The organism is Pedobacter sp. SYP-B3415, from assembly GCF_004138205.1.
GTDB lineage: Bacteria > Bacteroidota > Bacteroidia > Sphingobacteriales > Sphingobacteriaceae > Pedobacter.
On sequence record NZ_RXNQ01000012.1, the window covers coordinates 1 to 12967 of the forward strand.

At 48.0% G+C, this 12967-nt stretch carries 8 protein-coding genes; 3 read left to right on the forward strand and 5 right to left on the reverse strand.

What is annotated here, in order from left to right; translation table 11 throughout:
* Positions 1-176 precede the first annotated feature (176 nt).
* Together carB and EJV45_RS07615 are read right to left on the reverse strand one after the other, a co-directional pair.
* On the reverse strand, positions 177-2993 hold the full coding sequence (carB, locus tag EJV45_RS07610) for a carbamoyl-phosphate synthase large subunit (protein WP_129715078.1): 2817 nt from the start codon (positions 2991-2993) through the stop codon (positions 177-179).
* Positions 2994-3172: 179 nt separating this feature from the next.
* Complete coding sequence (locus EJV45_RS07615; protein ID WP_129715079.1) at positions 3173-3490, reverse strand: carboxypeptidase-like regulatory domain-containing protein; 318 nt, start codon at positions 3488-3490, stop codon at positions 3173-3175.
* 225 nt (positions 3491-3715) lie between these two features.
* On the opposite strand from EJV45_RS07615, the gene EJV45_RS07620 reads away from it, so the two are divergent.
* The 3 genes from EJV45_RS07620 (at position 3716) to EJV45_RS07630 (ending at position 5527) form a co-directional block, all read left to right on the forward strand.
* Entirely contained in the window at positions 3716-4243 is a 528-nt protein-coding gene (locus tag EJV45_RS07620; RefSeq protein ID WP_129715080.1) for a hypothetical protein, read from the forward strand.
* Positions 4244-4371: 128 nt separating this feature from the next.
* Positions 4372-5007 (forward strand): nicotinamide riboside transporter PnuC, encoded by a 636-nt coding sequence (gene pnuC / locus EJV45_RS07625; protein ID WP_129715081.1) that lies wholly within the window; start codon positions 4372-4374, stop codon positions 5005-5007.
* Entirely contained in the window at positions 4991-5527 is a 537-nt protein-coding gene (locus tag EJV45_RS07630) for an AAA family ATPase (protein WP_129715082.1), read from the forward strand. Before pnuC ends, EJV45_RS07630 begins: the two co-directional genes overlap by 17 nt.
* A 71-nt stretch (positions 5528-5598) precedes the next feature.
* Here the strand turns inward: EJV45_RS07630 and EJV45_RS07635 are convergent, their stop codons facing one another.
* From EJV45_RS07635 to EJV45_RS07645, 3 genes are all read right to left on the reverse strand, one after another.
* A complete protein-coding gene (locus tag EJV45_RS07635; protein WP_255466179.1) occupies positions 5599-6612 on the reverse strand; it encodes a pyruvate dehydrogenase complex E1 component subunit beta in 1014 nt (337 codons plus the stop codon).
* 157 nt (positions 6613-6769) lie between these two features.
* Positions 6770-9676 (reverse strand): PD-(D/E)XK nuclease family protein, encoded by a 2907-nt coding sequence (locus EJV45_RS07640; RefSeq protein WP_129715084.1) that lies wholly within the window; start codon positions 9674-9676, stop codon positions 6770-6772.
* A 1-nt stretch (position 9677) separates the two neighbouring features.
* Complete coding sequence (locus EJV45_RS07645) at positions 9678-12914, reverse strand: exodeoxyribonuclease V subunit beta (protein WP_129715085.1); 3237 nt, start codon at positions 12912-12914, stop codon at positions 9678-9680.
* Between the last annotated feature and the right edge of the window lie 53 nt (positions 12915-12967).

Below are 12967 nucleotides of genomic sequence, written 5' to 3' on the forward strand. Positions count from 1 at the left end.
GCCAATCCATAACTGGGGACTGGCATTCTCGCAATTATACATTAAATTTGGTGACAGAATTCTTCAGGAGAACAGAGGCTTCTGAGAGGCGTTAATTTAGAACTGACACAGTTCGCGTTACACTCCCATACACGTGTGTACAGGGCAATAAAAAAGCCCCTTGCGGGGCTTATGTATTATTTACTGAGGTACATCGACTTCTCTTTATACAGATGTCTGAAATAAGGATCTTCAAGATCTTTGATGAACCGGATGGCCTCACCGGTCGACTTCATTTCCGGTCCGAGTTCCTTTGCAACTTCCGGGAACTTCTCATAAGAGAAAACCGGCTCTTTGATGGCAAATCCTTCAAGCTTACGTTCAATAGTAAAGTCTTTAAGTTTATTCACGCCTAGCATAATTTTCGCAGCGATATTGATGTAAGGAACATCGTAAGCCTTCGCAATAAAAGGAACGGTACGTGAAGCGCGCGGATTGGCTTCGATAACGTACACCTTCTCGTCTTTTACTGCAAACTGAATATTCAGCAGTCCGCGGATATTTAAGGCTTTTGCGAGTTTGACAGAATAAGCCTCCATCTGATCCTGAACGTTCTGAGACAGCGCAAAAGGGGGCAGCACAGCGCTTGAGTCGCCAGAGTGTATCCCGGCCGGCTCAATATGCTCCATCATACCTACAATATGTACGTCTTCGCCGTCACAGATTGAATCAGACTCAGCCTCTTCAGCGCGGTCAAGGAAGTGGTCGATGAGCACGCGGTTGCCCGGCAGGTCACCAAGCAGTTTTACCACAGCTTTCTCAAGGTCTTCGTCGTTAATTACAATACTCATTCCCTGGCCACCCAGTACGTAGCTTGGACGGACAAGCACCGGATATCCAACCTGGTTTGCTACTTCAAGAGCTTCTTCTGCATTTTCAGCAACACCATAGCGCGGATAAGGAATATCCAGCTCTTTAAGCAGGTCAGAGAAACGGCCACGGTCTTCCGCTATATCCATGTCGTCGAATGACGTACCAATAATGCGGATGCCATTATCTTTCAGTTTTTCTGCCATTTTTAAGGCTGTCTGACCACCCAGCTGCACAATTACACCCTCTGGTTTTTCCAGATCGATGATCTCCCGAACATGCTCCCAGAATACAGGCTCGAAATATAGTTTGTCAGCCATGTTGAAGTCTGTAGATACCGTTTCGGGGTTACAGTTGATCATAATGGCTTCAAAGCCGGATTCTTTTGCTGCAAGCAGTCCGTGAACGCAGGAGTAATCAAACTCGATGCCCTGACCAATACGGTTCGGACCTGAGCCCAATACAACGATTTTCTTGCGATCAGACACCTGCGATTCATTCTCTTCTTCGAAGGTTGAATAATAATAAGGGGTTTGCGCAGGAAACTCTGCAGCACAGGTATCAACCATCTTATAAACACGGTTTATACCCAGTTCCTTTCTGCGGTTGTAAACATCGTCTTCAGACACATTGCCAAGCAGCCATGAAATCTGCACATCAGAGAAGCCTTTTTGCTTCAGGGTCATGAAGAAATCTGCAGGAATGTTATTGAGCGAGTACCGCTTTAGTTCTGTTTCCAGAACAACAAGCTCGTGAATCTGGTTAAGGAACCATTTATCAATACGGGTAACCTTACGGATAGATTCGATCGGCACGCCAAGAGACATCGCATCTTTGATCAGGAACAGGCGGTTCCATGACGGATGTTCAAGGCCTTCCATAATCTCATCAAGGTTACGGATCTGGCGGCCGTCGGCTCCAAGACCGGCCCGGTTAATTTCAAGGCTTTGACAAGCTTTCTGCAGCGCTTCGATAAAGTTACGTCCAATAGCCATAACCTCGCCAACCGATTTCATCTGCAAGCCAAGTTCTTTGTTTGCTCCTTTAAATTTATCAAAGTTCCAACGGGGAACCTTTACGATCACATAATCGAGCGTCGGCTCAAAATACGCGGATGTTGTCTTGGTAATCTGGTTTTCAATTTCGTCCAGGTTATACCCGATGGCCAGTTTCGCCGCAATCTTAGCAATCGGATAACCGGTTGCTTTACTCGCAAGCGCCGATGAACGGGAAACCCGCGGGTTAATCTCAATGGCTATGATCTCATCGTTAGCAGGATTTACAGAGAACTGCACGTTACAGCCGCCGGCGAAGTTACCTATAGCGCGCATCATGCGGATAGCCTGGTTACGCATATCCTGGTAGCAACGGTCAGACAGGGTCATAGCCGGCGCTACCGTTATCGAATCTCCTGTATGGATACCCATCGGGTCGAAGTTCTCGATCGAACAGATAATAATCACATTATCGTTGCTGTCGCGAAGCAGCTCAAGCTCATATTCTTTCCAGCCCAGAACCGCTTGCTCAACCAGCACCTCGTGCGTAGGCGATGCTTCAAGACCACGTTTCAGCGCTGCATCAAACTCTTCTTTCCGGTGAACAAATCCACCGCCTGAACCGCCAAGCGTATAAGACGGACGGATTACAAGCGGGTAACCGATCGTTTGGGCTGCTTCCTTACCTTCAAGAAATGAGTTAGCAATCTTTGATGTAGCCACACCGACACCGATATCGACCATCAGCTGGCGGAAAGCTTCACGGTTTTCCGTTTTTTCAATTGCAGCTACGTCCACACCAATAACCTTTACACCATGTTTTTCCCAGACACCACGTTCTTCAGCTTCTTTACAAAGATTCAAAGCCGTTTGTCCTCCCATGGTTGGAAGCACCGCGTCTATTTTCTGTTCAATGAGAATCTGCTCAATCGATTCGACGGTAAGCGGCCGCAGGTAAATGTGATCTGCAATTACCTTATCGGTCATGATCGTTGCCGGATTCGAGTTGATAATGGATACTTCAATGCCCTCTTCTTTGAGAGACAATGCAGCTTGGGATCCGGAGTAATCAAACTCACATGCCTGTCCGATAATAATAGGGCCAGAACCGATAATGAGTACAGATTTGATGGAGGTGTCTTTTGGCATAATGCTAAAAAGTCAATTTATCTTTATAAAACTGGAATAAGACTTGACAGACAGCCAGATAGCCTACCTAAAGGAAAGAAAAGCTCCGACTTCTGTCGGGATGCAAAGATACGCTTTTTGCAAACACCTCGGCTTAATTTTTTCAAATAATGCCGGATAGCAAACCTGATCGATTTTACCTACTGCGGAAGACGAATTACACCAAGATCAGTAACGTTGGTATCTGTTACGGCCACATTGCGGATCGTCGTATCGCGATAAGGCGAGTTGGCACGGATCAGCACCTGGTACACCCCGGCCTTCATCCTGCCAAAGCGGAAATTTCCTGACGTAATTGTGCCACGCAGGGTATCTGACCCTATGATGGCCAGAGCGGCATTTGCGCCCTGCGGCGGATTAACCTTTCCCTGCACAGCGCCCTGCTGCCGGTATGAAAAGCCGAGGGACATGAGGACGAAGAAGCAAAATGCAGTCGGTAGAATCTTTTTTGTTTTCATAAGAAGCATGTTAGCAGGTCTGCATCAATCCAATCGGGTTACATGCAGACAACCTAAGATAAATATAGCCGGCACAAATAATAAATAAAAATAAGGCGTAGCTAATAATTCGGGCAATTTGTACGTTAGGCATATATCTGTCGTAACTTTAAGCCGCAATAATAACGCCCTGCCATTGCCGGCAATGAGCCGCAAAAACAGACACACACAAATGATTCCATTTTTATGAACACCTTCAACAAATTCAGTACAATCGGCCTTGTACTTGTCATTCTGATTTCGGGATGCGCAACAGTACAGTCTTTTATTAAATCAAGTTTTCCGTATACCTCAACAATTGTAATTCCCGGCTCGGCTACCCCGGGACAAACGAATTCTGCCATCAGTTCGGCAAGCAGTTTTGATGAGGTCTTTGGAAATAAGGACGGCAATAACTACGTAAGAGACGTCAGGGCGGAATCTGCCCGAATTACTGCAGTAAATCCGGCAGACCAGAACCTTGGCGCATTTAAATCGATTAAGCTCTATATTTCTAACCGGACCGGGCACGAAGTCATGATAGCGTCACGAAACGATATTTCGGAAAATATTGGCTCGCCACTTGTACTTGACGTAGACAAATCCCGTTTTATAGATGAATACATCAAGGGAAGTAACCTGCGGATCCGGATGGAATACGTACTTCGAAGTAGCGTGAAGCAAGACATCAGCATTAAGGCTTCAGTCAGTTTCAGTTCACTTCCTGTCAAATAGATTAAAAGCTTCCTCAGCAACAGCGTTGCAAAGAGGATTTTCTTCATAAATAGTTTGTTTGGTTTATTATCCGGTACTGGAAGCCCTTCCATGCCGGATTTTTTTTGCTTTATTTATTACTTTTGAGCATGCACTTCCCTGTACCGGCAATCAGCCTCTCAGAAGCTTTTCATAATTTTTTTTTCGAAACAGGCGCTCTGGAATGGGCGGGCGTATTTACCGGCATTTTGTGTGTCTGGCTTGCTGCCCGCAACATCATCTGGAACTGGCCGGTTGCCATTGTCAGCGTGATCATTTACATCTTTATATTCCTCGAAGCGAGGTTATATGCAGACATGGGCCTGCAGGTCTATTTTTTCTTTATGAACGTATATGGCTGGTATTACTGGAGCAGGCGTCAGGGCAATCATAGAGAACAGCCCGTAACCAGTATGGGTAAAGAGGAGTGGCTGTTCTGCGCGGGTGCCACGCTTGTTTTCACGTTTGCCCTTGGCACTTTACTCTATCAGCATACCGACGCTTCTTTTCCCTTTCTGGATAGCTTTTGTACAGCTGTAAGTCTGGTTGCGCAAATTTTTCTGGCCCGCCGGGCAATGCAAAACTGGCTGATCTGGATCTTTGTTGATCTGATCTATATTGGCCTCTATATTTCAAAGGGACTTTACCCGACAGCAATGATGTACGGACTATACATTTATATTGCTGCGCGGGGTTACATAGCGTGGAAAAAGATCTATCTGGAGCAACGTGAACAAATCAATTAAAAAGATAGCTGTTGTCGGCCCTGAAAGCACCGGCAAATCTACCATCACACAGCAGCTGGCAAAACATTATGGTACGCTCTGGGTGCCCGAATACGCCCGGTATTATTGTGCAGCACTGACAGCTCCCTGTACCATGCAGGATGAGATCAATATGTATCATGGTCAGGTTGCGCTTGAAGAGTCTTTTCTGGCTGTCACAGAACAGGAACTGCTGTTTTGCGACACAACCTTTCTGACCGTCAAGATCTGGAGTGATGAGATTCTTGGCGAGAGCCCTGCTGTGGTGTTAAAGGGTTTGAAGGAACGGCATTATGATTTTTACCTGCTGCTTGATATCGATCTGCCATGGGCCGACGATCCGCTGCGCGACTTTCCGCACAAACGTGAACACTTTATGCGTGTCTGGCATGAGGAACTTCAGGCGCTGAATGCCGATTACGTAGTTGTGGGCGGGATTGAAACGCGACTTGCCAATGCGATTGCTGCAGTGGATGGTTTTCTTTCCCGTAATCAATCTTAAGGACCTGCATAAAAAAATCCCGCAAGTTAACTTGCGGGATCAGGTTTTATTTGTGTGTTTTTGGGAGGTTTCTATTTAGCGACGTACATAACCTCTTTCACAGCCTTAACCGTACGTGCTACATTTGGCAGACTTGCTGCGATAAGCGTTGGCGCATACGGGAGCGGCACATCCGCACAGGTAATACGTGTTACAGGTGCATCAAGATAATCGAAAGCATTCTTTTGAACATTGAAAGCGATCTCAGAAGAGATTGATGCCAGCGGCCAGGCTTCTTCAACAACAACCAGCCTGTTGGTCTTTTTAACTGAATTGATAACCGTAGCATAGTCGATCGGGCGAACGGTACGCAAGTCAATGATTTCTGCATTGATGCCTTCTTTAGCCAGCTCTTCAGCGGCCGGGTTAACAACCCTGCTGAGCATCTTGCCAAAAGTAACGATGGTTACATCTGATCCTTCTTTAACAACGTGTGCCTTTCCGATAGGAAGATAGTATTCGCCTTCAGGAACTTCGCCTTTATCACCGTACATGATCTCAGACTCCATAAAGATTACAGGATCAGGATCAATGATTGATTGCTTCAATAATCCTTTTGCATCATATGGTGTGGAAGGAACAACTACTTTTAGCCCCGGGGTATTGGCATACCAGTTCTCAAAGTTTTGGGAGTGCTGTGCAGCAAGCTGTCCGGCGTTTCCGGTCGGACCGCGGAATACCGCAGGGATCGGAAACTGACCACCGCTCATAGAAAGCATTTTAGCAGCACCGTTAATGATCTGGTCAATCGCAACGAGAGAGAAGTTGAAAGTCATGAACTCAACAATTGGAATCAGCCCGTTCATGGCCGCACCGATGCCGATGCCGGCAAATCCCAACTCAGCGATCGGGGTATCGATTACACGTTTGTCGCCAAACTCATCCAGCATTCCCTGGCTCACTTTATAAGCACCGTTGTATTGGGCTACTTCTTCACCCATCAAAAAAATGCGATCATCTTTGCGCATTTCTTCACTCATGGCTTCGCGAAGCGCCTCTCTGAATTGTATCTCTCTCATTGTACGTTTTTGATTTACAGACGGCAAATATAATTAATGTATCTTAAAAAGAAGACTGTGTTTTGATTCAGCAAAGCGGCATACGGTAATAAAATTGTTCCGGTTTAGAAAGCCTTATCCGGGAGCCATGAAATTCACGGTATAACGTTCCAAAGCCGGGAACTTCCCGATTATTTTACAACACTTACTTTCCGCAAATAGTTAAGTAAGGGCAGTAAACGCAGTTTTCTTCGACTGTTGTTTGCAAAAAAGGAACAGACGGGTCAAAAACTTCCGTAAGTTTAGAATGAAGCTGCTGTTCAAACCCTTCTTTGATACGTTGAAGCTGATCGGCTTCGAGTAGCAGGCGGCTGCGTGCCGTTCCTTCGCTGAAGAGCGTCCCTTCATCTTTCATTTTGCGAACAACGTACAGGTTTGGTTCTACGGCGCGCAGGCCCTTCACCTGTTCATATATATAGGTATAGAACAGCGTCTGAACCATGGCCTTGTTTGGCTTTTTGGTGTCGCCGGCAAAAAGTTCCTCTATAGTTGAATAGCGCAGCTCATCCTTTCCTGTTTTGTAGTCGACAATCCTGGTAATGCCGTTTCGCCTGTCAACCCGGTCAATGATTCCGTACAGGTTAATCTTGCGTGGCTTTCCGTCAACATGAATCGTATAAGGGAGTACGTAAGCCTCTTTATTTTCAAGTTCGATCAGGCTGAAGGGTGCAATCTGTTCGTCATGGTCAATAATCACGCTTGCATACTGTTTTACAATGGCGAGTATGACCTGCTGCATGCCCGAAAACCCTTCAGGCACGTCAGGTTTACCGAATATGACCTCTGCAAAGGCTTCGCGACACAGTTTATCCAGTCTGCGTCTGCCTTCCTTGATCCGCTCTGCCGTTACATCATGCCCCGATGTTTTCATGGGACTATAGAAATTCTCCATTACCAGGTGAAGAATACTACCGATCTGGTTTGCCTCCATATTTTCGATCAGTTCATCCGGTTCTTTTACATCAGCTACATAACGGAAGAAAAACTGCATCTGGCAGTTCAGATAAGTCGTCAGCGCGGTGGCAGATAATTTTTTTGCGAACGGACCATATGCATCCAGGTACCGGTCAAGACGTTCGCGAACCTGGCCTGCCTTTTCCACTTTGAAAGGAATTCGCCGCGTTGGACTAATCGGCTGCTGCTGCTCATAATAGGAAAAGCTGAAGCCGCTTTCGTATTCAAGCTGTCGAAGAAACCGGGTCGGCTCTCCGGTGTTTTGTTCATCCGAGAGCCCGTTATACACGAGATGAAGCGACTTGCACCGATGAAGCAGCCGGTAAAACATATAGGCAGAGATGGCATCCTGGTTTTCCAGTACCGGCAACCCATAGACACGCCTGATGCTGTCTGGTATGAAACTGTGTGCAACACCAACATTAGGCAAAACGCCTTCGTTGGCACCTATAATATAAAGGTCATCGAAATCCAGATTCCTGCTTTCAAGCAGCCCCATAACCTGTATGCCCTGCAAAGGCTCACCTGTCAGCGGAACCGAAAGACCCGACAGTGCCTTTCTGACAAGGCCGAAGACAAATCGATGTTCATTCACCTGGGGCAGGTATTGACGTAAGGTGTCTTCAAGGCGGTTCAGCTCTTTGATCAGTCCTGCCAGCAGGTCGGCGTCAAGCTGTTTGAGCGTACCGGCCGACAACTGAAGTTCAAGAACCTGCGTAAACAATGCCGACAACTGCGGCAGCACCTGCTGTGGCGTAGCCGGCCGGTCAAAAAACAGGGCAGTGACACCTTCGGTGCGTGTAAGCGCAAAGACCGGCACCTCTACCCATTGATTTTTAAGAATTTCTGATTGAATCTCCTGCTGGGCTGTCAGCGAAACCTGCGACAGCGGATGGCTAAGGAACGCGCTTGCATCTTTGTGATAGACACTGCGATGCCCGTTTTTCAGCAAGTGTTCCTGCATGGTAAGCCAGAGGTCTGCAAAGCCGTAGACAGAGGAGGCCGCCAGGGGGTAACCCATCGTTACGTTCAGTTGAATCGGATAACCAAAATCTTCAGGGTATTGCTGGGGTACGGTTTGCAGCACGGGAACCAGCAGGCTTTCATCTGCCAGGATCACTGCCATCCTGGACGGACCGGCGTTCTGCAGCGACGAATAAGCCTGACCAAGTGCGGTATGCAGAATTTTTGCCTGAGCAGCACGACCCTGCGCCTTGTAAACTGAAACCCGTTTTGGAGCGGATCTGATCAACGAGCGGTCGGCAGGCAGTTCATTTTTTAGTTGGAGCTGCCTGATATTCCGTCGTAAAAAAAGACCGGCTTCCTGGGTGGTATCATCGAGGTAGTAGCTATCTGTATCAAAGTAGAAGACCGCCCTGCCTTCGCCCTGCCAGCGTGTAAAAACCGCTGCTTCCGCTTTGCTAAGGGCGTTGAAACCAATAATGATCACTTTTGAAAAACCATCGGCAAAGCCGGGGTTACCCATTCTGTTTTCAGCAAGCTCGCGATAAATATTGCCCGTCGTGCTCAATCCCTTAGCTGCCAGCTCCTGGTGGAAGGCACGGTAGAGCGTCGGCATCCGGCGCCACATACGTATAAAGTGCTCCTGTTGCGCCTGTTGTTTGCCGGCAGAAAAAGATCGCCAGAATTGTTCCAGAAAAGCCTGCTGTTCTTCATTGAGGTGCTGAAATTGCTTTTGGATCACGGCTATGTCTTCCAGCTCTGTAAAAACCTGGACTGCGTCTGCCAGGTCGCTGTCTATTTGGGCAAAATCGTTCAAAATAGTCTGCGCCACGCTGTAAAATGCCTCGGGGCGAACCGGCGTATTGCCTTCAGCCTCCAGCAACCGTGAATAAACCTGGTACAAAGTGAAATACTGGCTGAAATGGTCGGCAACCTTCGCCGAAGAGGATCGCGCGAAAAATTCCTGAACGGTAAAAAAAGCCGGGCTCCAGAACGGCTTTCCGATTGCTTTTGAAAGGTAGTGCTGCAAATAAGCAACAGGCCGTTTGTTATTGAAAACAATAGCCGTGTCTTTCAGGCTATCGCCGTATACCGATACAAGGTGTGTGGCAACTTCTTCAAGGAATGCGTTCATGTCAGATCATTTTTAAAGTGCCGCGAAGCGCATAAAACAAATAGGCATCTACCTTCGTATACCCCATCTCTAACAACAGATCGCGGTATTCCTGAACCTGTCTGACATGTTTGTGCTGTTCCTCCTGCGTAAACTTGTAGTCGATAATGATAACTTCAGGGCCATTGATCAGCACTTTGTCAGGCCGTTTGCTACGCCCGCCGGGTGCTACAATATTTTGCTCATTCAGAACCTGGTAGCCTTGTGAAAGCAAGGCCGATAATTCGGGGTGCATCAGTACTTCCTCTACTCGTGAAAGAAATCCGGGTAACTCCGTTTCTTTCACAAGGCCTTCCAGCAACATTTCCTGCAGAACCTCTTCAGGTTTTTTTACACCATCTGTGCGTGACAGCGCCTCATGAAGTACTGACCCTTCGCGGCCGCTTTCTGCACCTATAAAAATGTCTGCGCGGATATTCTCCTTATCGAACAAACCTGACAGCCGTTCGGAGACCGGATAGCGGTCTAAAATGAGCGGCCGGTTTTTACCGGATTTTGGCTGGCGCGATGGCGGAAAGGCTTCCAGGACGAAACTTCCGTTTTCTTCCCGCTCTGTTGTGAAGACAGGATGCAGGCCCAGCGTCTGCTGAAGCAGATCGCTCGTGTTGGCAAGGCTTGCGCTATCCTTTTTCTTTCCCATTAGGGTGAGGGAAAGATAATCCTTGGCCCTCGTCGTGGCAACGTACAACATATTCAGCGCATCCATATTGTTGTATAAAAGTTCTTCAAAATAAGAAGCTGCAAGCCCCGAGCGGCTAAGGGCTTTTTTATATTTTAAAGGAAGGCTCTGCAAATGCTGATAGTGGGTATCCCGGCTGGGCACCCAGAAAATGCTGTTTGGCATCCCGTTCAAATCCCACGAACAGAACGGTATAATGACTGCCCGGAATGCCAGGCCCTTTGATTTGTGAATTGTGATAACCTGAACGGCATCACTTTGCTGGCTGGCAGGCAGGGCCATATCACTTCCTTCTTCTTTCCACCAGTCAAGAAAGGCGTGTAAACCTTTGTCGCCGCGCTGCGCAAAATTGCCGGCCATGTCTCTGAATGCAAGCAGATAGGCAAGATGTGCCGACTGCACGGGGCCGTTGAGCCCGTAAGCCACGATCAGTTTTTCTATTAGCTCAGGCAGCGGCAGACTAAGCCAGCGGCGGTAATTCTTACAGAGTGATGCAGGCAATACCCCGGTTAGCTTTTCGATATCTTTTACACCAAGTTTGAAATAAGATTCAGGTGGTGCAACAGCTCCGTTCAGCATGGCGTAAAGGCTTACGCAATTGGCGCGGTAAAGCTGTGTGTTTTTAGCCGCGCCCCCGAGCATTTCGAGGGTGTTGACAAGCAGTCTGATGGCCAGGTTAGATGCAACAAGCAGGGCTTCGCCAGAAATCACAGGAATGTGATCTTCCATCAGGCTTTGAACAGCATGTAAAGCTTCGCTGTTACTGCGTACCAGCAGGCAGATATCACCTGCCTGAAAACCCTGATTTTGCTGCAGATCGCGAATCTCCTGTTTTGCAGCGTCCATAGCCAAACGCCGGAAAGCTTCGTTTCTCAGCGTTTGCCCGTTCTCATCTTCATCAATTACACGAAAGCGCACTGTTCCTCCGGGCGCGGTACCGGCGTGTTTTTGCTGGGTTGCCCTGCTATAGACAGAAGTGATAATGGTGTCGTAATCCTGTGCTCGCCACCAGGACCTGACATCGGCAGCCGCCTCCTCGTCAATCATTTCATTCAGCCTTTGCTGCAGCAACGCCGGGCCATGCTGATAAATATGGTTGTTAAATAAGATGATGTTTTCTGCAGAACGGTAATTTGCTTCCAGGTTCTCTTCGTCTATGTAACCTGCGCCGATATCTGCAAGCGCCTGCCGGTGAAGAATGTTCCAGTCGCCATTGCGCCAGCGGTAAATCGACTGCTTGACATCGCCAACAATAAGGTGCTCGGTTCGTTCGCCCTGCGACTCAGCGAGCGCGTTGGCGAGCAGCGGCCTGAAACTGCTCCACTGGCTCACCGAAGTATCCTGAAATTCATCAAACAGAAAATGCTTGTACCGGCTGCCTGTTTTTTCCCAGATAAAGGACGGGTTGCCGTGATCCCCTCCGGTGATGCCTTCCAACAGCCGCTGGGCATCGCTGATCAGCAGATTTCCGCTTTCCTCGCGATACGCTTTCAGTAACTGGCTCATTTCCTGCATCAGTCGCAGAAAATAGAGATTTTCGTCTACAGCCCGTGCTACAAGGTAGTCCGGCAGTCCGTTTGCGTAGGCCTGAAACAGCTTTTTGATAGCTTCATTTAACTCGGCGAATACCGGCTCCTCATGACCGGCTTTGAACCATTCATTTGGTGTATCAATCAGTTTTTCCAGCTTCTCTATCTTCTCAAACTCGCCTGCGGCAATCTTTTGCAGGTTAAGCAGGGGCGACCGGGATTTACCTTTAAGTAATTCGGGGAAAATGTCTGCAGCAGAAAAAATTTCATGCGCACGGGCCGCCAGTGTGCCGATCTCATCTTCGAACGCTTCAATACCCTGCCGCGTAAGCTGCTGATAATCTTCAAAGAGCGTGTCAAGACCGCCCTGTGCAGACAGCTCCTGCATGGCAGCATCAAATGGCTGATAACGCTCCTTAAAGATCTCGCCGGCAAGGTCTTTAAGTTCGGTACGATAGTTCCAGCTTTTATTATTGGTAATGCGGTCGAGGGCCAGGCTGATGATCCAGCGCAGTAACCCCGGCTGCTCATCCAACTGCTGATCCAACTTTTCAGCCAGCTGCTCTTTTACCTTATCATAGTTCATTTCGAGCATATAACCGGTGTCCAGGCCGAGCTCAAAAGCAAAACCACGAATAACGCGTTGTACAAAGCCGTCAATCGTGCGAACTGAAAAGCGGCTGTAATCGTGAAGAATCTTGCGGTAAATTTTGTCTGCCTCAAGCTGCAGGGTTTCTGGCGAGTGGGCGGGATGCGCTTCAAGAAGTGCAGTTCGTATATCATCCAGTCCGTCGTGGTTCCGCGCCAGCCCCTCAAGCACTTCGAGAATCCGGGTCTTCATCTCTTCGGTCGCTTTGTTTGTGAAGGTGACCGCCAGTATTTCACGGTATTTGTTCTCGCCGGAAAACAACAGCATCAGGTAGTGCAAAGTGAGGCTATACGTTTTGCCTGAGCCGGCAGAGGCCTGTAATATTTTTACCGATCTGGGCATAATCGAGGTGCTGGTGCGCTTGACGAGGCAATTTAATTAAAAAAGCTGCGGCA